This window comes from Streptomyces sp. NPDC093221 (assembly GCF_044753885.1).
Lineage (GTDB): Bacteria > Actinomycetota > Actinomycetes > Streptomycetales > Streptomycetaceae > Actinacidiphila.
In genome coordinates, this window is the sequence record NZ_JBIVOA010000004.1 from 538,068 (window position 1) to 562,995 (window position 24,928).

The window sequence follows — 24,928 nt, forward strand, 5'->3', positions numbered from 1 at the left end:
CGGATTCCTCTCCTCGGTCGTTCCGCCCGGCGCCGGAAGGCCCGGCGGGGGCGGCGAATGCGCTGTCGGCGGCCGGACGAGCCGTGGCCGCTTCTCGATCCTCTCGATCGCACCGCGTCCGGGTCGAATCCGGCGGCGGCCGCCGTTCACCGTCCCGGCCCGCCGGTGAGGCCCGGTACGGTTGCCGACGGCCATGCTAGCGAGTGGCGTTCTCGCAGGTCACGGCCGGGGCCTGCGTTCCGGTGCGCGCGTGCCGCGCCCACTGCGCCGCCGGTCCCGGCAGGCGGGCTCGCCACGCCCGCGGCATCACGTGATCCGGATCCGGCCACTCCCGAAACCTACCCTCGGAGGCATGCTGACTGTCGAACTCGCCTTCACCGCCACCTCCGAACGCCTCGCGGCCCGCCCCGCGCACCGCGCGATCCTCCAGCGCCTCCATGACGAGGGCCGCCTCGTCGCCGCGGGTCCCTGGGCGGACGACACGGGCGCGCTTCTCGTCTTCTCCGCCGACCGCGACGAACTGGACCGGATCATGGCCGCGGACGCGTACTACCGGACGCCCGGAGTCACCGTGACCGCCGTCCACGAGTGGGCTCCGGTGGTCGGGCGGGACCGTCTGACCGACGGCTGATCCGGTGCCTCGGAGGTGGAGCATGACCGTCTTGGTCTCGGTGCAGGCGTCGAGAACACTCCCCCATGGAGAACGAGTCGGCCCACGGCCGGTTCGTCGGCCGTGGGCCTCGATCGCCTCGGCGACCTGAAGCAGGATCGCGCCGCGTGGCCACCGCGAGGACTGACGATCAGTCAACTCACCGGTGCGGTGAGCGACTTACGCCGAGCGGCGGCGGCCTGCGGCTGGGTGTCGGTCAGGAGCGGGCGAGGAGTTCGAGGGTGTCGATGACGCGGTTGGAGAAGCCCCATTCGTTGTCGTACCAGGCGACGACCTTGACGTGCTTGCCGTCGACGCGGGTGAGGGCGGAGTCGAAGATCGACGAGGCGGGGCGGCCGGTGATGTCGCTGGAGACCAGGGGCTTGTCGGTGTATTCGAGGACGCCCTTGAGGGGGCCATCGGCGGCGGCGCGGTAGGCGGCGAGCACTTCGTCGCGGGTGACCTCGCGCGCGACGGTGGTGTTCAGCTCCACGATCGAGCCGACCGGGACCGGGACACGGATGGAGTCGCCGGACAGCTTCCCGTCGAGGTTGGGCAGTACGCGGCCGATGGCCTTGGCGGCGCCGGTCGTGGTGGGGACGATGTTGACCCCGGCGGCGCGGGCGCGGCGCAGGTCGCGGTGCGGGCCGTCCTGGAGGTTCTGCTCCTGGGTGTAGGCATGCACGGTGGTCATGAAGCCGTGCTCGATACCGGCCAGGTCGTCCAGGACGGCGGCGAGCGGGGCCAGCGCGTTGGTGGTGCACGAGGCGTTCGAGACGATCACATGCGAGGCGGGGTCGTAGTCGTCGGTGTTGACGCCGTACGCGAGCGTCACGTCGGCGCCGTCCGAGGGGGCGCTGACCAGGACGCGCTTGGCACCGGCGCGGATGTGGGCGCGGGCGGCGTCCGCCGAGGTGAACCGGCCGGTGGACTCCAGCACGATCTCGACGCCCAGCTCGGCCCACGGCAGCTTCTCGGGCTCGCGCTCGGCGAGCACCTTGATGCGGCGGCCGTCGACCACCAGGTCGGTCCCGTCGACCTCGACGGAGGCGTCGAGGCGGCCGAGCGTGCTGTCGAACTCGAGCAGGTGGGCCAGCGCCTCGGGCGCGGTCAGGTCGTTGACGGCGACCACTTCGAGGTCGGTGTCGCGGGCGAGCAGGGCGCGGAGGGTGTTGCGGCCAATACGGCCGAATCCGTTGACGGCGATGCGGGTCATGAGAAGGGCTCCTTTCGTTACGTCTTCCATGGTCGGCAACCGCGCGCCGAGCCGACAGTGGCCCGAATGACAGCGCCCGCAAGGATCTCGCCAGGCCGGTCGTGACACCGCGAGCGGCCCGCCATCGACTCGCCTGAGGTCCAGCGGCTCCGTACCGCTTCAGCCCTCACGGCTCCAGCCAGGAAAGACTCAGGCCGGGAAGCACCAGCCCGGAAAGCTCCCATCCGGAAAGGCTCGGACCGAGACCCCTCAGGCCGAGAACGTGTGCCGGTACTCCGTCGGCGACGTACCGAGGATCCGCTGGAAGTGCAGGCGCAGATTGGCGCCCGTGCCGAGCCCGACCCGGTCGGCGATCTGCTCCACGCCCAGGTCGGTGCGTTCCAGCAGTTCACGGGCCAGGTCCACGCGCGCCCGCAGCACCCACTGCATCGGCGTGTACCCGGTGTCCTGCACGAACCGCCGCGAGAAGGTCCGCGCCGAGACCCGCGCGTGGCGGGCCAGCTCCTCCAGCGTCAGCGGCTCCGCGAGGTGCGCCAGCACCCACTCCCGCGTGCTCGCGAAGACGTCGCCGAGCGGTTCCGGCACGCTCCGGGGCACGTACTGCGCCTGTCCCCCGCTGCGGTACGGCGCCGCGACCAGCCGTCTCGCCACGTGGTTGGAGAGTCCCACTCCGTGGTCACGCCGCACCAAGTGCAGGCACATGTCGATACCGGAGGCCGCGCCCGCCGAGGTGAGCACGTCGCCCTCGTCCACGAACAGCACGTTCTCGTCCACCCGCACCAGCGGATGCCGGGTGGCCAATGCCTTCGTGTAGTGCCAGTGCGTCGTCGCCCGCTTCCCGTCGAGCAGGCCGGTCGCCGCCAGCGCGAAGGCCCCCGTCGAGATCGCGGCGAGGCGCGTACCCCGCCCGTGGGCCGCCGTGAGCGCGCTGACGACCGCCGCCGGAGGCTCCGTGGTCGCGGGCTCGCGGTAGCCGGGGATGAAGATGGTGTCGGCGTGCTCGACCGCGTCGAGCCCCTCGGCCACGTGGTACGAGAGGCCGTCACCGCCGGTCACGAGTCCTGGCGCGGCCCCGCACACCCGCACCTCGTACGGCATGCTCGGCCGGTTCGAGAACACCTGCGCGGGGATGCCGACATCGAGCGGCTTCGCACCCTCCAGTACGAGCACGGCGACGCGGTGCCGCTTCCGGCTCATCAGCTCTCCTCCGGTCGCTTCGGTGACTGCGGTGACTGCGTGACTGCTGCGGTGACTCCGCGCGCCTCGCGGCCGGACACGGGTACCCGCCGGGGCGCCGGTGGCCGCGATGGCACCTACCGCAAGCATCCTGCCACCCGGCGGCGTGCGCCTGTCGCCGCCCGCTCCCGTACGGGCGGCGTACGCCTGTCCGCGCCCGCTCCCGTACGGGCGGACGTCGGCCCGCGTGACGGCGAGGTCAGCGCCGTACGGCCCGCGCCAGCGCCTCCTCCGCCTGAACGGCCAGTACGGCGACCAGGTCGGCGGCCTGCGGGACGTTGTGGACGAGGTCGACGGCCTCCCCCGCCCACACCGGGAGCGAGGGCACCGCGCCGCGCGCCACATCGGCCTGGTACTCGTGCCGCGCCTGCGGGTCGGCGGCCAGCTCCGCCTCCCGGCCGCGCCAGCGGTCCAGGTAGGGGTGGCCGAGCGTACGAGCGGTGTACGCCGTCGGCCACCGGGAACCGCGGGCGATGTCCAGGACGCTGTTGCGCTCGGTGTCCTCCCCGCTCCCGCCGACGATCGCCTCGACGGCCGAGGGCTCGGCCCCGGCCTCGGCCGTCGCCTGGAAGCGGGTGCCGATGAGTGCACCGGCCGCGCCCAGCGCCAGCGCGGCGGCCACACCGCGGCCGTCGCCGATCCCACCGGCCGCGAGCACCGGCACCGGAGCCGCGAGGTCGACCACGACCGGCACGAAGGGCAGCGTGGACCGGCCGTGGCGCGCGCCGTGTCCGCCGCTCTCGGTGCCCTGCGCCACGATGACGTCGGCCCCGACGTCCAGCGCCCGCCGGGCCTCCTCCAGGTCGGTGACCTGCACGATCAGCGGCACGCCCGCCGCACGGACACGTGCCGCCAAGGGCGCCGGGTCCCCGAAGGACAGCATCACCGCGGCGGGACCGTACTCCAGTGCCTGCTCGACGGCGCCGGCCTCGGCCGCCCAGCTCAGGAACCCGACTCCCCACGGCCTGCCGCACTCGGCCGCCACGGGCAGCTCGCGGGCCAGCCACTCCCGGTCGCCGCTGCCGCCGCCGAGCAGTCCGAGGCCGCCGCCGCGCGACACGGCCGCCGCCAGCGCGCCACCGGCGGAACCGCCCATCGGTGCCAGCGCGATCGGGTGCCGCACACCGAACATCTCCGTGAACGCCGTCGCCAAAGTCATGCGCTCCATCATGGCCCCGGACGGGTCCGTGACGCGTGATCCCCTTCAGCGCGGCGGGAGTTGATCGTAGGTCCTGAACGTGTAGTACGCGCTCAGCCGCATCGCGTTGCCGGTGGCGGCGGGAAGTCCGAGGCGGTTGTCGACGAGGCGGTCGAGGGGGCCGCAGCCGGTGGCGCCGGGGACCGTGAAGGCGGTGCCGTAGGCGTCGAACGCGATGACCGGCGGGTCCTGCGAGACGACGCGGGAGCCGCCAGAGCGCACCAGCCGCAGCTCGACCGGGGTGTCGCCGCCGCCGATGACGCAGCCGTGCGGCAGCAGGGGGCTGAGGGCGCGGAAGCGCAGGGTGAACAGGCCCAGACGGTCGCCGACGGAGAAGAAGTCGGACCGGCCGCCGTACTCCGGTCGCAGGGACAGCCGGAGCAGCGGGTCGCGGTCGGCGCCGGGGATGCCGGTGAGGCCGCCGGGGACGCGGTCGGGGGCGCTGCGCAGGGCGCCCCAGACCTGGCCGTCGGCGCCGTCGGGCAGCGGGCCCTCGGCGTGGGTGAGGGTCATCGGCGCCAGCTCGGGGATCGTCCGGCTGCCGAGCGTCAACGACCCGGTGGCGGTGAGGACTTCGCACTTCCAGAGCGTGGCGTCGACCCCGGCGGGGAGGGCCGGACAGTCGCTGAAGTCGGACGAGTACGGCGGCGGGGCGGGCGCGTCGGTGGCCGCGGACGAGGCTGCGGACAGAGCCGCGGGGTCGGCTGCGGGGTCGGCGCTCGCGGTGCCCGTGACCGTGGCGGCCAGGGCGGCGGCGAGGGCCAGGCCCACGGCTCCGCGGCGGACGGTCGAGCGGCGCGTGTCGGTGGTGGATCGCATGGCTGTCAGCCTGCCGTCGCGCACGGCGGTGCGGCCTTGGGGATGCCCCTTGCCGTACCCCGAAAGGCCCCTGACGTGGTGTCAGGGACGTGACCCTCAGGTGCGCCCCCGAGAGCGGGAGGCGCCGACGCGAGCCGCCCCCGGAACCGTCGCCGACCGCCTTCCAATAAACTTGCCGCTCCGGCAATCTTGCCATCACGGCAATATTTATCTACCGTCGTAGCCATGACACAGGACGAAGACGCCGCCCGCCTCGGCCTGCGGGAGCGCAAGAAGCGGGAGACGCGTGTCGCGCTGAGCCAGGCCACGATCCGGCTGTGCGTCCAGCGCGGCTGGGACGACGTCACCGTGGAGGACATCGCCGCCGCGGCGAACGTGTCCGTGCGCACCTTCCGCAACTACTTCTCCGGCAAGGCCGAGGCCATCGCCGCCAGCCACCTGGAGCGGATGCGACGCGTCGCCGACGAACTGCGCGCGCGACCGGCCGACGAGCCGCTGTGGGAGTCGGTGGCACATGCCGTGGAGGGCCAGTTCGCGCCGAAGGGCGGTCCTGAGCAGGGCTCGTCCGAGGACCGGCGGCGCTGGACGGACGGCGTGCGGCTGATGCTCGCGGAACCGGCCCTGCATGGCGAGATCGTCAAGGCGAACGCCGCCGCGCAGGAGGAGCTGGCCAGGGCCGTCGCCGAGCGCACCGGCACGGACGTCGCCCGCGATGTGTATCCCAAGCTGGTCGCCGCGGTGGTCGGCGCGGGCAGCGCCGTGGCCGTCGAGCACTCCCTGACCGCGGATCCGCCCGTGTCGCTCGCCGCGGTCCTGCGCGAGACGTTCGACGGGATCGTCGCGGGTCTGCCCGCTCCCTGAACCGCCCGCGCCGTACGTGAGTTGACCCGGTCGGCCGCCGGGTCGCTCCGGCCTGCCCTCGTACGGCGCTCCCCCTTTCCCTTCTTCCGTTCACGCAACGAGTCACTGAGGAGGACCAGTTGGTCACCACGGATGTCGTCATCGTCGGAGGCGGTCCGAACGGGCTGATGCTGGCATGCGAGTTGGCCCTGGCCGGGGTACGGCCGACCGTGCTGGAGAGCCTGTCGGCGCCGAGCGAGGAGCCCAAGGCGAACGGACTGGTCGGCCAGGTCGTACGGCTGGTCGACCGGCGGGGGCTGTACGAGGACCTGAGCGGGACGCCGGGGCCGCCGCGCCCGAACTCCGCCTCCTTCATGTTCGCCGCCCTGCCGCTGGACCTGAGCCTGCTCCCGGACAGCCCGGTGTACGGCATCGCGGCGCCGCAGCGGCACATCGTCGAGATCCTGGAGAAGCGGGCCGGTGAACTCGGCGTGGAGATCCGGCGCGGCCACCGGGTGACCGCCCTGGCGCAGGAATCACAGGACCCGCCCGACCCGCAGGAGGCGTCGGACCCTGACGCGGGCGCACCGGGCGACGCCGTCACCGTGGACGTCACGGGACCGGACGGCGCGTACCGGCTGCGCGCCCGTTACGCCGTCGGCGCGGACGGCGCGCACAGCGTCACGCGCAAGCTGTCGGGCATCGGCTTCCCCGGCGTGAGTGACGACCGCAGAACCAACCGGACGGCGCACGCGACCGTCCCCGCGCATTGGGTCGACCCCGCGACCGGCGCCCTGAATGTGCCCGGTTACGGCACCGTCCGGCCGTTCCTGCCGCTCCGTACCGAGCACGGCGGATTCTCGTACGCGCCCTTCCCCGGCCGCCCGGCGCTGATCAGCACCACGGAGTGGGACCAGCCGGAGACCGGGACGCCGATGAGCCTCGAAGAACTGGGCGCGAGCGTCCGGCGTGTGCTGGGCGCCGATCTGCCGCTGAGCCCGCCGACCGGCGAAGGGCCGTACGTCCTGCGGCGGTTGACCGGCGGCAACACGCGGGTGGCCGAGCGCTTCCGGGACCGGCGGGTGTTCCTCGTCGGCGACGCCGCCCACATCTACACGGCGGGCGGCGGCCCCGGCCTGAACCTCGGCCTCCAGGACGCGGTCAACCTCGGCTGGAAACTGGCCGCCGCGATCCACGGCACCGCACCGGCCCACCTCCTCGACAGTTACGACGCCGAGCGGCGCGGGGCCGCCGACCGTATGGTCGTCTACGCCCAGGCGCAGGCCGCGTTGACCGCTCCCGGCGACGACGTCACGGCGCTGCGTCAGCTCTTCACCGAACTGCTCGCGCAGCCCGCGACCGTCCAGCACCTCGCCGACCTCACGGCGGGCACCGATGTCCGCTACGACATGGGCGGTCCCGAACCGCACGCGCTGGTGGGGCGGTTCGCACCGGATCTGGACCTCCACACCCCGGACGGCACGGTCTCGGTGGCCGAACTGGCCAGATCGGCGCGGCCGTTGCTGCTCGACCTGACCGACGACGCGTCGGCCGCGGCGGCGCTCGGCCCGTGGAGCGACCGCGTCAGCGTCGTCACGGCGCACGCGCCGTCCCGGTCACCGCAGCCGCCGTCGCGGCCGGACGACGCTGCCGCCCCGACCGCCCTGCTGATCCGTCCCGACTCCTACGTGGCCTGGGCGTCGTCCGACCCGCGTCCCGGCGCGGCGGCCCTGGACGCGCTCCGGTCGGCCGCGCGGCACTGGTTCGGCGCCGGGGACGCGGCCGGGGATCACACCCGGGGCCGGGCCGGGCGGCCGGCCTGGGATCAGGCCGGGAATCGGACCGGGGGCGCCGTCTAGCAGGCCAGCATCTTCTGGATGGCCTGGCGGCTCACGCCCAGCTCGCGGGCGATGTCGGACTGCGAAACGCCCTGTCCGATGAGCTCCTGCATCAGGTCGCGCCGCTCGACGGCGAACTGTCGGGCCAGGCGGGTGTGGTGGATGGCCTGGGCGCGCACTTCCTTGATGCGGGCGAAGGTCGGCTCGTGCATCGAGAGGTCTTTCCTGTCTGCCATGCCCTCCACAGTGACAACGAGGGGTTGTCATGTCAACCCCTCGTTGTCAAAGGCGGCTCTCACTCGTTCGGGGGACGCTCGGCGTAGCCTGAAGTGGTGCCATGCCGAGCCGAGCCGAGAAGGAGCCGCGATGTTCAACTTCATGGATGAGCTCTTCGCGCCCGGCCGCAAGCACACCGAGGACGAGCGCAACCGCCTGGAGCTGTCCCGCGACGACGAGGGCAGCAGCGATCCGGCGCGCGGGGCGATAGACCTCGATTCCGGCTCGGTGGTCATCCGTCCGGCCCACGCCGATGCCCACGTCACCGAGGCGACCCCGTCGGAGTCCGCCCCCGCCGGGGAACCGGCCGTGGACGCGGACGAGGAGTGAGGCGCGGGCACGCGTCATCCGCAGGTCCCGAGCGATCCGCGCGCCACGGCGGGTCTACGGGTGGTCGGCGCAGCAGGGAGTCGGGTTCGGCACCTCGAAGGGGGCCAGCGTGCCACCGGGCGCGGGGGTCAGGTCCAGCACGAGCCGTCCGTCGCGCCACCGCGGGCGTACGTGGTCGCGGGTCCGCACGGGGATGTGCGGATCGGGCCCGTCGCCGTCCGTCGCGGGCGGCGCGCCGACCAGGACGACCTGGTCGATCGCGGTACGTGCGAGCAGGTCCGCGAGCGTGACGGTGCCGGTCAGGACGTCGGCGCCCGGATAGAGCACCGCCCGGCCGCCGCTCCCGCGGGCGTGTTCCGCCGCCGCCGCGGTCGCGGAGCGCGCCTCCTCGGCCGGGCCGTGCGTAGCAGGGCCGAGCGCGGCGCCCGCACCGTCGAGCCCAGCGCTGGCGAGTCCCGCACCGTCGAGCCCCGCCCCGCCCGGTCCCGCCGTGTCCTCGGGCGAGAGCCGGGCCAGCAGCCGGTCCCATGCCGCCGTCGCGGCCTCGGCGTCGGGCAGCGCGAAGGAGACGGCCGTACGCGGGCGGGCGGTGGCGCGTACGAGGTGGGTGCAGGCGACGGTGGCGGCCGGGAGGTCGAGCACGTCGGCGAGGTGCCGGATGAGGTGGTCGGCCTCGCGCAGATTCACCGACCCGGCGGCCACACCGATGACGGTGTGGCCGCCGGGTCCTTCGTGCGGGGTCGTCATGCGGGCAGGACCCACATCGGGTTGGAGTAGAACCACAGGTCCTTCCAGGGGTCGGCGTCGCCGATCACGTCCATGGCGGGGCCGACCGGGTCGACGGAGGCGCCGTTGACGCCGACGGCGGTGCGGTTGCCGTCGGTGCCGCGCAGGCGGACGTACACCGGCTTGTCGACCCGGCCCAGGGAGTAGGTCAGCCGGACCGTGCCGGTCGACTTGTCGACCTCGAAGGACTTCACGACCTTGGTGTTCGGCGCGGCGAGGGTGTCCTTGTCCCGCGCGGTGCCGGTCACCTGGCCCTGGATGACGTCGACGCGGGCGAGCTTGGGGACGAACTGGGACCAGTTCGGGCCGCCCGCCAGGGCGACGGTGACGACCAGGTCGACCTTGCTGCCGCGGCGCACGTGCAGGACGCCGCCGAGGGTGACCGACCGGCTGCCGTCGCCGAGCCGCGCGTCGAGGCCGCTGATCAGGCCGCCGTGGTCGACCCAGACGCGTCCGGCGCGGATGCCGTCCATGACGGCCGCGTAGGAGAAGCCGGCGGAGCCGACGTGGGTGCGGCTGTACTGGCCGGGCCAGAAGTCGGTGTCGGTGAGGTTGAGCGCGCCGCCGTAGACCGGGTCGGCGTACTTGCCGTTGGCGTTGAAGTCGCCGTTCGGGCCGCGCACCGAATTGTCGGCGTAGACGTTGTGCGAGTCGGAGTTGGCGGTGATCCACCAGGGCTTGCCCTCGGCGAGGAGGCTGTCCCACAGGCCGCCGACGGTGGAGGTCATCCAGTCGAAGCCGCCCCAGGTGCGGTAGCTCTCCAGCGGGTAGCCCGGGAAGGAGTCGGCGCTGGGGCTGTTGTCGTAGATGCCGCGCCCGGACCCCGCGCCCTGCGGGGCGGGCAGGCCGCCCGCCTGGTGGCCGGGGGCGCCCTCCATGCCGACGGCGATCCCCGGCTGGGCGTCGCGCCAGGCGCGGATCTCGTGCGGGGAGTCGATGCCCTTGCGCGCCGGGTGGTTGGCCAGGAACAGCACGTCCTGGACCTTGCGCCGCCTGACCTGGTCGGCGAGGAAGTTCAGGCCGGAGATGGCCAGCGCCTCGTTGGCGGGCGTGCTGGCGCTCGCGCCCTTCACCGAACCGTCGAAGGAATTCTCGAACTCCTTGAGGACCGCGACCTCGTTGCGGCCGGGGTGGACGAAGACGGTGCCGTGCTCGGCGGCCGGGATGTTCCACTCAAGGCCCTGGAAGACCAGGGTGTCGGAGACCTTCGCGCGGGCCGCGACGATGTCCGGATTGACCTTCTCCACACCGATCTTGGCGTGCTGCTCGCTGCCGTGGTCGGTGATGACCATCCAGTCGAGGCCGTGCGCGTTGGCCTGCCGTACGTGGTCGATCACGCGGTACTTGGCGTCGCTGCTGTACTGGGTGTGGATGTGGTGGTCACCCGCCAGCCACAGCAGGCCGCCGGGGTGCGAACCGCCGTGGCCCGCATGACCGCCGGAGGAGTGCGCCGCCGCCTGGCCCGCTCCGGCCAGGACGCTCCCGGCCGCGAGTCCCGCGCCCAGCAGGCCCGTTCGGCGCAGCATGGAGCGCCGCGAGAGCTGACTGGGCGTCAACTCCTCGTCCGGTACCGAGGTGTCGAGGGCGGGAGGCAGCGAACCGCCGTCGGTGTGACCGCCGTGCGCGTGATCGTGGGGCCCGTGCTGGTGACCGTGGCTGTGGCCGTGGCTCATATTCAGCTCCCGCTGACGACAGGATGTACGCGTAGGACGCGGCGAGTCTGGGCAGCGCGGGTGAACGGCGGGAGGCACCGTGGGGTGGCAAAGGCGAAGTAAAGCGTAAGCAAAGGCCCACGGCATGCGCGTCGCGTGGAACTGGCGGCGGCCCGCCGGGACATGACCGAATTCACCCTCGCGCTGGACGACAGCCGCACCTACCTCTACCCCAAGCGCGCCAACGTCGTCCGCCACCAGGGCAAGGCGCTCGCCCGCAGCCTCCGCCGGATCAGCGCCCGCCTCTGCCGGGGCGGCTGCGCGCGTCTGCGGGCGCACCCCCGGCTGGGGCGGTACGTCAGCGTCCACGAACGCGACGTGCTCGACGACGGCGGTGTCCTCGCCGTCCGCCGGGGCGTCCTCGAACTGACCCGCGCCCTGGCGACGTTGCGCAGCCGCGAGCCGTTCTACGTCCGGGTCCGGGACCGCGAGATGTCGAGCACCAGGTCCCGGATGAGCGCGTACGGCGCTTCGCTCGGCACCCTGCTCGACACGGTGGTCCTCGACCTCACCGCCGCGGACCTGTCCGGCCTGAACGCGCACGCCGTCTCCGGGCTGCGTGCCCTCTGGTCCCCGAGTACGGTCTGGTCCCCTGCCGCCGCCAAGAAGGCGCGCGCGGCCTCTCGCGAGATCGGCCCCGGCGTCTTCCTGCTCTGACACGGGCCCGTCGTCGCTCCGGAGCGGTGGGCGCGGCGTCTTCCGGGCGCGGTGTTCACCAGCCCGTCGCGGCGACCACCTCGCGGGCGATGTCCACGACGCTCCTGCCGTCCGTGGCGATCCGTACCGTGTCCTGAGGCGCGTGTTCTGCCAGATGCCGCGCCATGACGTCGCTCCGGCTGATGTGCGGGGCGAGTTGGGAGCCGGTCTCGCGCCGGGCGAGCCGGGCGCGGGCCGTCGCGTCGTCGGCGGTGAGCAGCACCCGGACGACGCGCGGCGGCCCGCCGCCCAGGGCCCGGACGAACATGTCGTGCTCCAGCACGCTCACCGTGTTGGTGTAGATCAGCCTGCGGTGCCCCAGCGCCGCGAAATTCGCCCACACCGCGGCCAGATTCCGCTCGGTGATCGCGGAGCGGCGCGGGTCGTCCGGCGGCGCCGGGTGCACCTGCCCCATGAGGTCGCCCTCGATCACGCAGTGCGCGACCTCCGCCTCCCGCAGCAGCTCCGAAACCTCCCAGGCCACCGTGGACTTGCCCACGCCCGAACGCCCCCCGATGAGCAGCACCTCATACGTCGTCACGCCGGGAGCCTCCCAGAGGCCGACCCCGTCGGGCCACGCGTTTTCCCCGGCCAGGGCGCGTACGCGCTTACGCGCGAGCCGACCGGCCGCGCTCTGACCGGCGCGGCACCGGGAGCCGCCCGGACCCGGAAGGGCGACGTCCGCGCCGCGCGCCGCCCTGTCCAACGTCAGGAGCGCGGCGCCGCGCCGCGCTTCCAGCGGTGCCCCGTGGGGGCGGTCTGCGTCTATCCGGGGAGCGGCTAACCGCCCCTGACGGGGCATCACCCGCACCGCCCTGAGGATGCCCGGCGGTCGGGAACGGCGCGCGCCACCGCCGGTCTCGGCGCCGCGCGGGCGACCTCCCTTTTTCCAACGTTGACCGCCGCCCGTATGGACACCCGCCAGGCACTGTGCTGTCATGCCACCGACATCGTTTGCAACGATGGAAGAAGTGCGGGGAGGTGCCCGTGGGACGCGGGCGCCGCCTTTGTCCAGCATTCCGCCAGGTCGGACCTCAGGAGCCCACGCGGTACGGGGAGGCGGGCTCCGACAACGCTGTCAGCGGCCGACGGAGCCTCACGACGGGTCGACAAGGGGCCCGCTTCAGGACGGAGTTGTGCGTGAGAAGAAGACGAGCGTGGCGCACGATGCGGTACATGCGGCGGCGGGCAGCGGTGGTCGCCGTGACCGCCAGCGTGGCGGGGATGACGGTGGCCGGGGCGGGCCAGGCGTCCGCGGGACCGGGACACGGGGCGGGCCACCACGCCGTCCCCTCGGTGACCTCGGGCGGGGCCCGCTTCCAGGTGCTGTCGCCGACGTTGATCCGTACCGAGTACGCGCAGGACGGGAAGTTCACCGACGCCGCGACGTACAACGCGATCGGCCGCGGCGACTTCGCGCCGGCCGCGTACACGACGAGCACGTCCAACGGCTGGCTGACGGTCGCGACGAGTGCGATGACGCTGCGGTACCAGGTGGGCTCCGGGCCCTTCAGCGCGCGGAATCTGTCGGTGAGACTGACAGCCGGATCCTCGGCGGTCACCGCGGCGCCGTGGCAGCAGATGACGTGCGCGGTCGGCGCGCTGTGCGAGGCGGAGAGCCTGCCGTACAGCGGGGTCGGCGTCGCCACGGACCACACCGGGTACACCGGCTCCGGCTTCCTGGCCGGCTTCCAGGGGACGGGCAGTTCGCTGTCGGCCGACGTCGAGGTCGCGACGGCGGGCACGTACCAATTCGACGCGCGGTACGCCAACTCCGCGGCGGGCGACGGCCAGAACGCCACACGCACGCTCACCTTGACGGTCGACGGCGGCGCGGCGCGGACGCTGAGCCTTCCGGTGACCGGCAGTTGGGACACCTGGAGTCTGGCGACCGCCGCGGTGCAGCTCGGCGCGGGCCGTCACACCGTCACGCTGTCCAGGGCCGCCGGGAACTCCGGCAATGTGAACATCGACAGCGTCGCGCTGGTGAACTCGGGGAGCGCGTTCCCCCCGGCCTCGGCGACGGCGATCGCGGACTGTGCCTTCGGCGCGAGTTGCGAGGCCGAGGCGGACCGGATCGCGGGTTCCGCGAAGGTGGCCACCGACCACGGCGGGTACTCGGGCAGCGGCTTCCTCGGGGAGCTGAACCAGGGGTCGAGCGTGACGACCCACGTCGTCGGGGTCCCGTCGGACGGGACGTACGCGGTCCAGGTGCGCTACGCCAACTCCACGGGCGGCGACGGCCTGAACCAGACCCGTACGGCCACGGTGTCGTCCGGCGGTACGAGTCAGACGCTCTCGCTGCCGGTGACCGGCAACTGGGACACCTGGCAGACCGCCTCGGTGCCCGTGGCACTCAAGGCGGGCGCCGACGACATCACCGTCGGCTGCCCGAACGCGGCGAGTTGCCACATCAACCTCGACACGCTGTCGGTGACCGCGTCCGGCGCGGCGGCCCCGCAGCCGCACCTCGCGCTCGGCGGATACCGGCGCAGCCTGGACGGGCTCAACGGCGACAACGGCAATCCGACGACCACGCCCGGCCTGATGTACAAGGACGGCTGGTATCTGCTGGACGACACGACGTCCGCGCTGTACGACACCGCCGCCAAGACGGTCACGCAGCGCCCCTCGCACAACGGGACCCCGTACCAGGACGGTTATCTCTTCGGGTACGGCCACGCCTACAAGCAGGCGCTGTCGGATCTGGCGACGCTGACCGGCCCGGCGCAGCTGCTGCCGCAGTGGGTGTACGGCGTCTGGTATTCGGAGTACATCGACAGGACCGCCGCCGACTACGAGAACACGATCCTGCCCGCCTTCCGGTCCGAAGGCGTCCCGCTGGACGTCCTGGTGACCGACACGGACTTCAAGTCGCCCAACCCGTGGAGCGGTTGGGAGATGAACACCGCCAAATTCCCCGACCCGAAGGGCTTCTTCGACTGGTCGGCGGCGCAGGGGCTGCACAACACGCTCAACACCCACCCGAGCATCCTGGCCTCGGACCCGCAGTTCGCACAGGCCCAGGCGACCGCCAAGGGCAAGCTGGTCAAGGGCGGTTGCGCGGCGGGGGCGAGCGCGGGAGGCGACTGCTACGTCTTCGACTTCGGCGACCCCGACCAGCTCAAGGCGTACATGGACCTGCACAAGACGATGGACCAGCAGGGCAACGACTTCTGGTGGTTCGACTGGTGCTGCGACAACTCCCAGTCCTCGCTCGCCGGAGTGACGCCCGACGCGTGGATCAACCAGGCGTACGCGGCGGAATCCGCTCCGGCGATCGGCCGCGGCTTCGTCATCTCCCGTGCCTACGGCTCGCTCCAGGCCGGCGGGTACAGCGGCCAGCAGGGGCTGCCCACCGGACCGTGGGCCGACAAGCGCACCACCGTGCACTTCACCGGTGACACGTCCTCGACCTGGGGCACGCTGCGGTCCGAAGTCGGTTACACACCGGGCGAGTCGGTCGCGACCGGCATGTCCGCGGTCAGCCACGACATCGGCGGTCACAACGACACGACGGGACTGACCGGCTCCGAGACGTACACCGACGGCGGCGGCACCCACACCACGCACAAACTGCCGGACGACCTGTACGCCCGGTGGGTGCAGCTCGGCACCTTCCAGCCCGTCGACCGGCTGCACAGCAACCACAGCGACCGGCTGCCGTGGCAGTACGGCACCGCGGCCCGGCAGTCGGCGGACACATTCCTCAACCTCCGCGAGAACCTGGTGCCTTACACGTACAGCCTCGCGCAGCAGGCGGCCACCACAGGCGTCCCCGTGGTCCGCGCCACGTACCTCGAATACCCGGACGAGCCGCAGGCGTACGCCACCGCGGGCAGTGAGTACTTCTACGGCTCCGACATGCTGGTCGCTCCCGTCACCACCCCGGGGACGACGGCCACGACGTCGGTGTGGTTCCCGCCCGGCCAGTGGACGGACTACTTCACCGGGCAGACCTACACCGGCGGCACCACGCGGAACATCACCACGGGGCTCGACCGGATGCCGGTGTTCGTGAAGGCGGGCGGCGTCATCCCGACCCGTACGGACGATGTCACCGCCAACGACAAGGCGCCGCTGACCAAGGTCACGCTGACCGTGGCCGCGGGCGCCTCCGGCTCGACCTCGCTCTACGAGGACAACGGCACCACCGGGGGTCCCGGTCGCAGCGCCACCACGACGGTCCGGTACCGCGAGAGCGGCGGTCGGCACACCGTCACCGTCAGCCCGGCCGCCGGGTCCTTCCCCGGCCAGGTCAGGACCCGGCAGTGGACGGTGACGCTGCTCGGCGTCGCCGCGCCGAGCCACGTCACGGCGGCCGGCAAGGGATTGTCGCCGGACGCGTACCACTACGACAGCGCGACCCGCTCCCTCACCGTCACGCTGCCCTCGCGCAGCGTGCACGCACCGGTCACCCTCAGCTACCGCTGACCGACCGGCCCCGTACGGGCCCGCGCGTACCCCCGCGCGGGCCCGTACCCATGACGCCGCTAGCCCGCGCCACCGCACAGCTCCGCGAAGCGCGCGGTGTCGATGTTGCCGCCGGACAGGATCAGGCCGACGCGGGGCGGTAGGGGGGTGACGCGGGCGGAGAGCAGGGCGGCCAGGGGCGTGGCGCCGCTGGGTTCGAGGACGATCTTCAGGCGTTCGAAGGCGAAGCGCATCGCGTCGCGGATGGCGTCCTCGGTGACCAGGACGATGTCGTCCACCAGCCGCCGGTTGATGGAGAAGGTCAACTCGCCGGGGACGGAGGCCGCTTGTCCGTCGGCGATCGTGCGCGGGACGGGGATGGCGACACGCTCGCCCGCCTCCAGCGAGCGCTTGGTGTCGTCGCCCGCCGCCGGTTCGACGCCGATCATCCGGATGGCGCTGTCCAGCCCCTTGACGGCGGTCGCGCTTCCCGCGAGGAGTCCCCCGCCGCCGACCGGCACCACGAGGGCGTCCAACGGCCCTGCCTCGTCGAGGAGTTCCAGGGCGGCGGTGCCCTGTCCCGCGATGACGTGCGGGTGGTCGTACGGCGGGATCAGGGTGAGGCCGCGGTCGGCGGCCAGCGCCTCGCCGATGGCGACCCGGTCGCCCGTATACCGGTCGTAGGTGACGACCTCCGCGCCGTAGCCCTCGGTGGCCTCCCGCTTGGAGCGCGGGGTGTCCTCCGGCATCACGATCACCGCGGTGCTGCCCAGCTCCCGCGCGGAGAGCGCGACGGCCTGCGCGTGGTTGCCGGAGGAGTACGCGGCGATGCCCTTGGCCAACTGCTCGGGCGTGAGCCGCGACGCGGCGTTGTACGCGCCGCGGAATTTGAACGCGCCGACGCGCTGGAAGTTCTCGCACTTGAGATGGACCTCGGCGCCGACGAGGTCGTCCAGGGTGCGCGAGCGCAGGACGGGCGTACGGTGCGCGACGCCGTCGATGCGGGCGGCGGCGTCGCGGACGTCGGCCAGCGTGACCGGCGCGGCGGCGGTCGGGGGGCGGTGGGTTGAGGTCACCACCGCACCCTACGCCGTGCTCCTCGGGCGCCTCGCGGGTGGCCGGACCTCGGACGTTACGGTCCCGCGGCCTGCGCGGCGGCGGTGCACGGGCCGGGGGCGCGCCCGGAGTGGGTGATTCCGGCAAGGCGTTCATGTGCGCTTCGTCGCGCGTTGGCTGGGGCTGTCATCTCGGTCCGTAGCGTCGGCTTCTGCCGGCCGGACCTGCCCCGTCGACCTCTCGGGGACCCCTCACAGGTTCCGTGCTGCCCCACGGCGACGACCGATGAACCGAACAACAGCGCAGACGAATGAGAGACGCCCATGTGCAGTCCGCAGCACCAGCCCGAGGGACCCCTGCCCGGCGCGAGCCGCCGATCGTTGCTCGTCGGAGCCGGACTCGCCGGAGCCGCGGTGGCCGGTCTGTCGGCCGCGGGACCCGCGTCGGCCAGTACGCCGGGAACGGCCGGAACCGCCGGGCTTCCGGGGTTCGGCGGGCCGTGGCGGCCCGACACCGACGACCAGCGCTTCACCGTCGTGGTGATGCCGGACACGCAGTACATGTTCGACGGTGACGCCCTGTACCCTGCGCCGGTCGAGGCGGCCTTCCGCTATCTGCTGGCGAACGGCAAGGACGAGAACATCGTCTTCATGGCCCACCTGGGCGACCTCACCCAGAACGGCAAGGCGGGCGAATTCGCCTCCATCAGCAAGGCGTTCAAGATCCTGGACGACCACCAGGTGCCGTACAGCGTCCTGGCGGGCAACCACGACATCCCCGGCAAGGACGACCAGCGGGGGAACACGCCGTACCTCGACCACTTCGGACCGCGGCGGTTCCGCAAGGCGCGCTCCTTCGGCGGCGCGAGCCCCGACGGCTACAACACCTTCCACACCTTCCGGGCCGCGGGCCGGGAGTGGCTGGTGCTGGCCCTCGACTGGCGGCCGTCGGCCGCGGGCGTCGCGTGGGCGAAGAAGGTCATCGCCGCGCACCCGAAGTCCCCGGTCATCCTCACCACGCACGAGATCGTCGGCGCCGACACGTACGGCGACGAGGCCGAACTGTCCGACTTCGGGCAGCAGTTGTGGGCCGACCTGATCGACGGCAACGACCAGATCTTCCTCACGCTCAACGGTCACTTCTGGCCGCCCGCCCGCACGGTGAAGAAGAACGCCGCCGGGCACGACACGCATCTGCACATCACCAACTACCAGGACCGGTACTACGGCGGCGCCGCGATGATCCGGCTCTACCGCTTCGACCTGGCGCGCGACACCATCGACGTCGAGACGATCTCCCCGTGGATCCTCGGCAAGGCCGCCGACAGCCTCAACGAGCTGGAGCGGCAGGAGATCGAACTGACGGGACCGCAGGACCGGTTCTCGCTCGACATCGACTTCGAGCAGCGCTTCTCGGGCTTCGCCCCGGCCACCCCGCGGCCCGCACGGCCCGTCAACCGGATGCTCGTCCCCGGCACCCTGGCGTACTGGCGGTTCGACGGCTCGCACGGCACCGACCGGATCGTCGACCTGTCGGGGCGCGGCAACGACCTCACCAAGGTCGCGCTGCCCGGCGCCACGGACGCGGCGCTGACCTGGTCGGCCGACCACCACCCGGACCAGCCCGGCCACGCCAGTCTCTACTTCGGCGGGGACAGGGACAGCGGCGGCCCGCACGGCGCCTACCTCCAGACCGTGGACAGGGCGCCGCTGAACGCGGCCACCTTCCGCTCGGCGTACACCTTCGAGGCGTTCTTCAAGCTGCCCGCCGACTGGGACGGCAACCGCAACGGCTGGTCGGCGCTGCTGAGCCGCTGGGGCACCAGCGGCCAGGCGGGCAAGACGGGTTACTCCGAGACCGAGCCGATCGTCACCCTCAGCCTGTCCGGCGGCGCCGAACTCCAGTGGAACGTCTACCCGTTGAACCTCACGACGTCGACCACCAACTGGGGCCACTACCTGCCGATCAACGTGTGGTGGCACGTCGCCGTCGTCAACAACGGCCGACAGACCACGATGTACGTCGACGGCTGCCCGGTCGTCCGCAATCCGTCCACCCGCAACAACGGCCTGACCTCGCTCAATCTGCCGTGGATGATCGGCGGTCACGCGGACGGCGGCAAGCCGGACCAGGTCATGCGCGGCTGGATCGGTGACGTCCGGATCGCCGAACGGGCGCTGGCCCCGCGCGAGTTCATGAACGCCTGACGCACACAGCCGCCGGGGGGCGGGTCCCGACCCGACCGCACCCGTCCCCCGGCCCCGTCCCCCGGCCCCGGACCTCACTCTCGATCGGACCCGGACCCGGACCCGGACCCCACCGCCCGGGCAGCGGTTAGCCTCGGGCGGTGAAACGCATCCTCGTCGCAGGCATCACCGGAGCGGGCAAGACCACCATGGCGCGGGCCCTCGCCGAGCGGCTCCGCCTGCCCTTCCACGAGATGGACGCCCTGCGGTTCTCGGGCCCCGACTGGGCCACCGACCCGGAGTTCGAGCGGAAGGTCGCCGACCTCGCGGCCGGCCCCGAGTGGATCGTCGACTCCTTCGGCTACCCGGAGGTACGGGACCTGCTGTGGACGCGCGCGGACACCGTGGTCTGGCTCGACTACCCGCGAGCGGTGATCATGCCGCGCGTCCTGCGCCGGTCGCTGAGCAGGACGCTGCGCCGGGAGCGGGTCTTCGGCGGCAATGTGGAGACCGTGTCGGGCTGGTTCAGCGGCGAACACCCGGCGTGGTGGGCCTGGTCCCAGCACGCCGCCCGGCGCGCGGACATCGGCGGGCGCGGCCAGGACCCCCGCTTCGCGCACCTCCAGGTGCTCCGTTTCCCCTCGCCGCGTCGGGCCGAGGCGTGGCTGCGCACCGTGCGCCCGTGACGCGGTGACCTGGCGGGCTCGTCAGCCCGATGGCCGCGTGCCGAACCCCGGTACCCCCGCGACCGACGGCTGGGCCGGGTTCCGGATCGTGCCCCGCGCCTCCCCCGGCCGCCCGTCCCTCGCACCCCGCAGCCCGCGCGCACCGCGCCTCCCACCGGCCACAGTCCGCCCGGTCACCGGCCGCGGTCCGTCCGCTTTGCCGTCTTCCCAGACCTTGACGGCCGCGTCCACGACCGCAAAGAATGGCCCGGCAGCCAATGACAACGTTGTCTAATTGCAAGAGGAGATCTGCCGTGACCCACGACCCCGCCGGACTGGGCAGACGGCGCTTCGCCCAGCTCGCCGCGCTCACCTCCCTGGCCGTCGCCACGCCGCTGTCGATCGGCGCCGCCTCCGCGGACGCCGCGCCCGCGGGCCGGCCCGGCGGCGCAGGGCACGGTCCTGGCCACGCTCCCGACGACGATGTCGCCGCCGCCTACTACCAGGCGCTGCTGACCCACACCCGCTGGGCCGAGACCCAGTGGGACGCTTCGAAGGGCTACTACACGGGGACCGACTACAACTTCGTGGTCGTCCTCGGCAACGCGGTGCTGCTGACCCGCGGTACGTACGACGCCACGAGCGCGGGCATCGACAAGGAGACGCTGCGGGCGCACACACTGGCCACGGTCAAGCACTTCGCCGCGTCCAACCGCCTGACGGGCGGCACCGAGTGGGGCCGCACCCTCTTCTTCGACACGACCTTCCAGCTCTACTTCGTGCTCGCGGCGCACCTGCTCTGGGACCAGTTGGACGCGGTGACGCGAGGTCACGTCGACACGATCGTGCGCGAACAGGCCGCGTACACCACGGCGTTGGGCACCGCCAACGACCCGGCGTCCGGCAGTTGGACGCCGAACGGGCTCAAGGGCGGCTTCGTCGGGGACACCAAGCTGGAGGAGATGGGCGTCTACGCCCAGTCCCTGGCGCCGGGTCTGGCCTGGGCCAGCGACGATCCGAGGTATGCCGACTGGAGCGCCGCGTACGGCCGTTGGAGCCGGAACGAGACGGGGCTCCCGGCCGCCGACCTGGCCAACCCGACCGTGGTGGACGGCGTCGCGGTCAGCGCGAACACCGCGACGAATCTGTACGACTCCTTCATCGTGGAGAACCACGGCTCCTTCGGACCGCACTACCAGCAGGAGTTGTGGCGCACCTCGGGCCGTAACGCCGTGCACTTCATCACCGCGGGCCGTCCGCTGCCGCAGGTGCTCACCGAGCAGCCGAACGCCAAGCAGTTGTGGCGCACGCTGCTGATGGTGATGAGCGACGCGGGCGAGCCGCTGATGCCGATGGTCGCCGACCGCGAGCACCTCTACGGCCGTGACGTGATCCCGCTGGCGTTCCTCGCGCAGGTCGCCGGGGACCGTACGGCGGCGTGGGGCGAGGCCGCGATGGCGGCGCGGCTGGCGCCGTACCAGGCGTACGCGCCGCTGTACCGGCTGGCGAAGTTCTCCGGTGAGCCGAAGTACGAGCCCGAGGCGCGCGCCGAGGTGGCGATCAGCTATCTGCTGCACGAGTGGCGGGCGGCGCACGGCGGGATCGTCAAGCCGCTGTCGGACGCGGAGATGTTCGCGCGGGCCTCCGGCGTCAAGGACTTCGGCACCGGCCCCGGCCTGGTCGCGCAGCAGACCCCGGCGGCCTGGGCGGCGGCGGTCAGCAAGCCGGGCTTTGTGAAGTTCGGCTGGCAACCCGCCCACGACGACTGGCTGTTCGCGCTCAGCGGCACGACACCGATGTTCCTGCCCGCGACGGCGGCGAAGGTGCTCAAGCGGTCGGTGACGACGTACCGGGAGGTGCGCGACGGCTTCGACGCGACCGCGACCGTGCTGACGCTGGACTCGGGCACCGCGGGCTTCACCACTCTGCCGTCCGGCGCGGTGGTCTACGCGACCAGCGGTACGGCGTCGGGCGAGGGCTCGCTGCGGGTGCAGAATCTGACGATGCCCGGTGTCGCGGGGCTCGTCGGCAGCCGTACGTACACCGCGGCCGAGGGCAGCGCGAAGGTCGCCTCGCAGGACAGCGGCAACGCCGGTGTCGGTCCCGGGCCGCGGGTGGACGAGCTGACCGTACCCAGCGGTTCGTGGCGGTACGTGCGCATGCAGGGCGTCGCGGGCCACACCACGTACGGCTACTCGCTGTACGCCTTCGAGGTCCGTGACGGCGCGAGCGGTCCGGATCTGGCCCAGGGCAGGACGGCCACCGCGTCGTCCGCCGACTCCGGCAAGGGCGCGGCGCTGGCCGTGGACGGCAATGCGACGACCCGGTGGGCGGTCGCGGTCTCGGACCGCGGGCGCGCGGACAGTTGGCTGACCGTGGACCTCGGCGCCGCCAGTGCCTTCGACCGTGTGACGCTGCGCTGGGAGACGGCGGCGGCCCGCGCGTACCGCGTGCAGGGCTCGGCGGACGGGAAGACCTGGACCGATCTGATCCGCTTCCCGAGCGCGGACCTGTCCAGCCGCGGCGGCTGGCTGTCGGTGGACGGCCGGGCGGGGCTGGTGGTGCGCGGCGCCGCCAACCCGCTGTCGGTGTACGGCGATCTGGTGGTGCTCTCCGACGGTCCCGCCGAGCCGTTGCTGGTGGAGGGGCTGCCGTCGGGCGACCCGCGTGCGGTGAAGGCCGCCGCCGCGCGGCCCGCGCCCCGGGCGCGCGACGCGGCGGTCAAGGCCAGTACGGCGGGCGGGCACTTGAGCCTGTTCAACCTCTCCGCCGGCTCCGTCGCCACCACGGTGTCGGTGCCGCAGAGCCGGTCCCGTCTCACGCTCTACGCGGGAACGCAGCAGGTCACCGCGGACGGCACCGATGTCGCCGCCGAGTTGACGGCCGCGAGCGCGGCGGTCGTCCCGGCCCGCTTCACCCTGACGTCGCGTGCGGGCGGTTCGGTGCCCACCGGTCTGCGGGTGGAGGTCGTGGACGCCGCGACCGTACGGGTGAGCGGTCCGCGCGCCCGTCTGCTGGTCACGGCGCCGTCGGGCGCCCACGCCCAGGTCGATGTCCAGCCGGGCAGGACCGCGCAGGTCACCGTGCGCGGCGCGAAGCCGTACCCCCTGGAGGACGTGGCGGTCGGCTGCGACACCTTCCCGACCGGTCCGCTGCCCGCGGGCATGTCGGATCCGGCCGCGGCCGTGGACGGCGACCCGGCGACGTCCTGGCGGCCCGGCTCCGCGCGCGGCCGCATGGTGGTCGATCTCGGCGCGGCGGTCGATGTGCGGGAGATCCGTACCGCCTGGACCGGCGGCCATGTGCCGTCCGCCGCCATCGAGTTCAGCGCGGACGGGCTGACGTACACCTCGGCGGGCGAGCTGCGGCGGCGCGGCCGTGCGGCGACGCTCGCGGCGCGTACGACGGCACGCTATGTGGCGCTCGCCGTGTCCGGCGGTCGCGACACGGACGCGCGGCTGGTGAGCCTGGAGGTCGTCCCGGCCTGACCACGGCCGGACAAGAGCCCCGGTTCGGGGCGGCAGACCGGGTCAGGCCGGTCTGCCACCCCGAACCGGCAGTGCCGCGGGGGCCGCTGACGTCACATCAGGTCAGGCTCAGTGCACGACGACGCGCAGCAGGCGGGAGCCGTGGTCGTCGGCGCCCTCACGCCGGGCACGTCGTGCACCGTGAGCGTCGGGGCCGTCACCGGGACCGGCGTCGGCCCCGCGGCGACGGACACCGGCAGGACATCGTCGGCGTAGGGCCGATGAGGAGGCCCGCTCCCGCCGAGGGTGGGGGCGGGCCTTCAGGCCACGTCGGCCGCGAGGCGGCTGAGCAGGAACCCGGCCATGCCGCGGACGCCGAACCCCAGCGCCCGCTCGTCGGCCGCGAAGTCCGGTGCGTGCGGAGCGCCGTTCATCCCGGCTTCCGGATTGGCGACGCCGAGGTAGAACATCGCGCCCGGCACACCGTTCAGGAAGAGCGCGAAGTCCTCGCCGTTGAAGGGGAAGGAGGCGTGCAGCACCTCCACCGCGGCCGGACCGAGCGCGCCGCGCAGGTACCGCGCCGCGGCCTCGCTCAGTTCCGGCGAGCAGACCATCGCGGGGAACGGCTCGTCCGCGAAGACGGCCGTGGCGCCCGGCAGCGGTTCCACCGCGGCGCGTACGGTGTCGCGGATCTCGGCGTAGCGGCTGTCGGGCCACGCCCGCAGCGAGACGCGGACGAGCGGGCTGCCGTCGTCGAGCGCGGTCAACTCGGGCCAGGTGACGACGAATCGCGCCAGCGGCCCGTCGGGGTCGCGGAGGTCGGCCAGCAGACGGTCGTACTCCTCGGGGTTGCGCGGGAGGCGGACGGTGGACAGGCCGTCCACCAGGTCGAGAATCCGGCGCGCGTCGGACGCGGCGTCCGGGCCGGTCAACTCGACCTGGAAATGGTCCTGTCCCGGCAGTCCGTGACCGGGCATGACCGCGAAGGTGCCGACCGGGAACGGCCCGCAGTGCAGCGCGTAGACCTCGCGCGGGGGTGTGTGTTCCAGGGCGCCGTCCTCGATCATGGCCCGCGCTCCGGCCAGCGTCTCCTCGGCAGGCTGGAAGAGGAAGACGATCCGGCCGTGCCAGCGCTCGCGCAGCCGGGCGAGTACCTGGGCGACGCCGACCCCGACGGCCGTGTGCAGATCGTGGCCGCACAGGTGCGCGGTGCCGGGGACGAGGGAGGCGAAGTCGCTCTCGAACAGCTCGTCCAGCTCGTCGTCGTCCACCGCGTCCATGTCGGCACGGTAGGCGAGGGTGGGTCCCGGTCCCGCGCCGTCGAGCACCGCGACCACGCCGTGGCCGCCGACGCCGGTGGTCACCGTGAGGCCCGCGGCCCACAGCCGTTCGGCGACCAGCGCCGCCGTACGTTCCTCGGCGCCCGCGGGCTCGGGGTGGCGGTGGATGTCGCGGCGCAGCAGCACCAGGTCGTTGTCGAACTCTTGCGCGATATTGCCGATCTCCTGGCTGTCCAGTGCTGATGGCATGCGTGGGAGGGTACCG

General features: G+C 72.9%; 20 protein-coding genes. 10 read left to right on the forward strand and 10 right to left on the reverse strand.

Going from position 1 to position 24,928, the window contains the following annotated elements:
- Window positions 1-352 precede the first annotated feature (352 nt).
- Window positions 353-631: a YciI family protein gene (locus tag ACIQCJ_RS19345; RefSeq protein ID WP_391045375.1), complete on the forward strand. Its 279-nt coding sequence runs from the start codon at window positions 353-355 to the stop codon at window positions 629-631.
- A 235-nt stretch (window positions 632-866) separates the two neighbouring features.
- Here ACIQCJ_RS19345 and gap read toward each other — a convergent pair whose 3' ends face one another.
- The 4 genes from gap to ACIQCJ_RS19365 all read right to left on the reverse strand — a co-directional run bounded on the left by gap (window position 867) and on the right by ACIQCJ_RS19365 (window position 5,118).
- Entirely contained in the window at window positions 867-1,865 is a 999-nt protein-coding gene (gene gap / locus ACIQCJ_RS19350) for a type I glyceraldehyde-3-phosphate dehydrogenase (RefSeq protein WP_402712009.1), read from the reverse strand.
- A gap of 249 nt (window positions 1,866-2,114) precedes the next feature.
- Entirely contained in the window at window positions 2,115-3,062 is a 948-nt protein-coding gene (locus tag ACIQCJ_RS19355; protein WP_391045381.1) for a DJ-1/PfpI family protein, read from the reverse strand.
- Between the two features lie 238 nt (window positions 3,063-3,300).
- Window positions 3,301-4,260: an NAD(P)H-dependent flavin oxidoreductase gene (locus tag ACIQCJ_RS19360; protein WP_402712010.1), complete on the reverse strand. Its 960-nt coding sequence runs from the start codon at window positions 4,258-4,260 to the stop codon at window positions 3,301-3,303.
- A gap of 45 nt (window positions 4,261-4,305) precedes the next feature.
- Window positions 4,306-5,118: a hypothetical protein gene (locus tag ACIQCJ_RS19365; protein WP_402712011.1), complete on the reverse strand. Its 813-nt coding sequence runs from the start codon at window positions 5,116-5,118 to the stop codon at window positions 4,306-4,308.
- 225 nt (window positions 5,119-5,343) lie between these two features.
- On the opposite strand from ACIQCJ_RS19365, the gene ACIQCJ_RS19370 reads away from it, so the two are divergent.
- Window positions 5,344-5,979, forward strand: coding sequence for a TetR family transcriptional regulator (locus tag ACIQCJ_RS19370; RefSeq protein ID WP_355345621.1), 636 nt, complete (start codon window positions 5,344-5,346; stop codon window positions 5,977-5,979).
- A 119-nt stretch (window positions 5,980-6,098) separates the two neighbouring features.
- A complete protein-coding gene (locus tag ACIQCJ_RS19375; RefSeq protein ID WP_402712012.1) occupies window positions 6,099-7,817 on the forward strand; it encodes an FAD-dependent monooxygenase in 1,719 nt (572 codons plus the stop codon).
- Here the strand turns inward: ACIQCJ_RS19375 and ACIQCJ_RS19380 are convergent.
- Window positions 7,814-8,032, reverse strand: a complete 219-nt coding sequence (locus ACIQCJ_RS19380; RefSeq protein ID WP_355345627.1) for an HTH domain-containing protein — start codon at window positions 8,030-8,032, stop codon at window positions 7,814-7,816. The genes ACIQCJ_RS19375 and ACIQCJ_RS19380 overlap by 4 nt on opposite strands.
- A 130-nt stretch (window positions 8,033-8,162) precedes the next feature.
- On the opposite strand from ACIQCJ_RS19380, the gene ACIQCJ_RS19385 reads away from it, so the two are divergent.
- Window positions 8,163-8,402 carry a DUF6191 domain-containing protein gene (locus tag ACIQCJ_RS19385; RefSeq protein ID WP_391162067.1) on the forward strand — a complete coding sequence of 80 codons (240 nt, stop codon included), beginning with the start codon at window positions 8,163-8,165 and terminating at the stop codon, window positions 8,400-8,402.
- 54 nt (window positions 8,403-8,456) lie between these two features.
- On the opposite strand, the gene ACIQCJ_RS19390 is transcribed toward ACIQCJ_RS19385, so the two are convergent.
- Window positions 8,457-9,149 carry a hypothetical protein gene (locus ACIQCJ_RS19390; RefSeq protein WP_401310939.1) on the reverse strand — a complete coding sequence of 231 codons (693 nt, stop codon included), beginning with the start codon at window positions 9,147-9,149 and terminating at the stop codon, window positions 8,457-8,459.
- Window positions 9,146-10,861 (reverse strand): PHP domain-containing protein, encoded by a 1,716-nt coding sequence (locus ACIQCJ_RS19395; RefSeq protein WP_401722393.1) that lies wholly within the window; start codon window positions 10,859-10,861, stop codon window positions 9,146-9,148. Before ACIQCJ_RS19395 ends, ACIQCJ_RS19390 begins: the two co-directional genes overlap by 4 nt.
- 135 nt (window positions 10,862-10,996) lie before the next feature.
- Between ACIQCJ_RS19395 and ACIQCJ_RS19400 the strand changes: the two genes are divergently transcribed.
- On the forward strand, window positions 10,997-11,557 hold the full coding sequence (locus ACIQCJ_RS19400; protein WP_402712013.1) for a hypothetical protein: 561 nt from the start codon (window positions 10,997-10,999) through the stop codon (window positions 11,555-11,557).
- Between the two features lie 55 nt (window positions 11,558-11,612).
- On the opposite strand, the gene ACIQCJ_RS19405 is transcribed toward ACIQCJ_RS19400, so the two are convergent.
- Window positions 11,613-12,137, reverse strand: coding sequence for an AAA family ATPase (locus tag ACIQCJ_RS19405; protein ID WP_402712015.1), 525 nt, complete (start codon window positions 12,135-12,137; stop codon window positions 11,613-11,615).
- Window positions 12,138-12,772: 635 nt separating this feature from the next.
- Here ACIQCJ_RS19405 and ACIQCJ_RS19410 point away from each other — a divergent pair.
- Complete coding sequence (locus ACIQCJ_RS19410; RefSeq protein WP_402712016.1) at window positions 12,773-16,030, forward strand: TIM-barrel domain-containing protein; 3,258 nt, start codon at window positions 12,773-12,775, stop codon at window positions 16,028-16,030.
- Between the two features lie 59 nt (window positions 16,031-16,089).
- On the opposite strand, the gene ACIQCJ_RS19415 is transcribed toward ACIQCJ_RS19410, so the two are convergent.
- Window positions 16,090-17,085, reverse strand: coding sequence for a pyridoxal-phosphate dependent enzyme (locus tag ACIQCJ_RS19415; RefSeq protein ID WP_402712017.1), 996 nt, complete (start codon window positions 17,083-17,085; stop codon window positions 16,090-16,092).
- A gap of 303 nt (window positions 17,086-17,388) precedes the next feature.
- On the opposite strand from ACIQCJ_RS19415, the gene ACIQCJ_RS19420 reads away from it, so the two are divergent.
- The 4 genes from ACIQCJ_RS19420 (at window position 17,389) to ACIQCJ_RS19435 (ending at window position 23,659) form a co-directional block, all read left to right on the forward strand.
- Window positions 17,389-19,272 carry a LamG-like jellyroll fold domain-containing protein gene (locus ACIQCJ_RS19420; RefSeq protein WP_355345648.1) on the forward strand — a complete coding sequence of 628 codons (1,884 nt, stop codon included), beginning with the start codon at window positions 17,389-17,391 and terminating at the stop codon, window positions 19,270-19,272.
- Between the two features lie 140 nt (window positions 19,273-19,412).
- Window positions 19,413-19,937, forward strand: a complete 525-nt coding sequence (locus ACIQCJ_RS19425; RefSeq protein ID WP_402712018.1) for an AAA family ATPase — start codon at window positions 19,413-19,415, stop codon at window positions 19,935-19,937.
- Window positions 19,938-20,194: 257 nt separating this feature from the next.
- Window positions 20,195-23,404, forward strand: coding sequence for a discoidin domain-containing protein (locus tag ACIQCJ_RS19430; protein ID WP_402712019.1), 3,210 nt, complete (start codon window positions 20,195-20,197; stop codon window positions 23,402-23,404).
- Window positions 23,405-23,515: 111 nt separating this feature from the next.
- Entirely contained in the window at window positions 23,516-23,659 is a 144-nt protein-coding gene (locus ACIQCJ_RS19435; protein ID WP_402712020.1) for a hypothetical protein, read from the forward strand.
- Window positions 23,660-23,703: 44 nt separating this feature from the next.
- Here the strand turns inward: ACIQCJ_RS19435 and ACIQCJ_RS19440 are convergent, their stop codons facing one another.
- Window positions 23,704-24,912, reverse strand: a complete 1,209-nt coding sequence (locus ACIQCJ_RS19440) for a M20 family metallopeptidase (RefSeq protein WP_402712021.1) — start codon at window positions 24,910-24,912, stop codon at window positions 23,704-23,706.
- Between the last annotated feature and the right edge of the window lie 16 nt (window positions 24,913-24,928).

Bases quoted from the DNA above. Each gene is read 5' to 3' on its own strand.
- ACIQCJ_RS19345 (WP_391045375.1), top strand. From the start codon at position 353: ATGCTGACTGTCGAACTCGCCTTCACCGCCACCTCCGAACGCCTCGCG.
- gap (WP_402712009.1), bottom strand. From the start codon at position 1,865: ATGACCCGCATCGCCGTCAACGGATTCGGCCGTATTGGCCGCAACACC.
- ACIQCJ_RS19355 (WP_391045381.1), bottom strand. From the start codon at position 3,062: ATGAGCCGGAAGCGGCACCGCGTCGCCGTGCTCGTACTGGAGGGTGCG.
- ACIQCJ_RS19360 (WP_402712010.1), bottom strand. From the start codon at position 4,260: ATGACTTTGGCGACGGCGTTCACGGAGATGTTCGGTGTGCGGCACCCG.
- ACIQCJ_RS19365 (WP_402712011.1), bottom strand. From the start codon at position 5,118: ATGCGATCCACCACCGACACGCGCCGCTCGACCGTCCGCCGCGGAGCC.
- ACIQCJ_RS19370 (WP_355345621.1), top strand. From the start codon at position 5,344: ATGACACAGGACGAAGACGCCGCCCGCCTCGGCCTGCGGGAGCGCAAG.
- ACIQCJ_RS19380 (WP_355345627.1), bottom strand. From the start codon at position 8,032: ATGGCAGACAGGAAAGACCTCTCGATGCACGAGCCGACCTTCGCCCGC.
- ACIQCJ_RS19385 (WP_391162067.1), top strand. From the start codon at position 8,163: ATGTTCAACTTCATGGATGAGCTCTTCGCGCCCGGCCGCAAGCACACC.
- ACIQCJ_RS19390 (WP_401310939.1), bottom strand. From the start codon at position 9,149: ATGACGACCCCGCACGAAGGACCCGGCGGCCACACCGTCATCGGTGTG.
- ACIQCJ_RS19395 (WP_401722393.1), bottom strand. From the start codon at position 10,861: ATGAGCCACGGCCACAGCCACGGTCACCAGCACGGGCCCCACGATCAC.
- ACIQCJ_RS19410 (WP_402712016.1), top strand. From the start codon at position 12,773: ATGCGGCGGCGGGCAGCGGTGGTCGCCGTGACCGCCAGCGTGGCGGGG.
- ACIQCJ_RS19420 (WP_355345648.1), top strand. From the start codon at position 17,389: ATGTGCAGTCCGCAGCACCAGCCCGAGGGACCCCTGCCCGGCGCGAGC.
- ACIQCJ_RS19430 (WP_402712019.1), top strand. From the start codon at position 20,195: ATGACAACGTTGTCTAATTGCAAGAGGAGATCTGCCGTGACCCACGAC.
- ACIQCJ_RS19440 (WP_402712021.1), bottom strand. From the start codon at position 24,912: ATGCCATCAGCACTGGACAGCCAGGAGATCGGCAATATCGCGCAAGAG.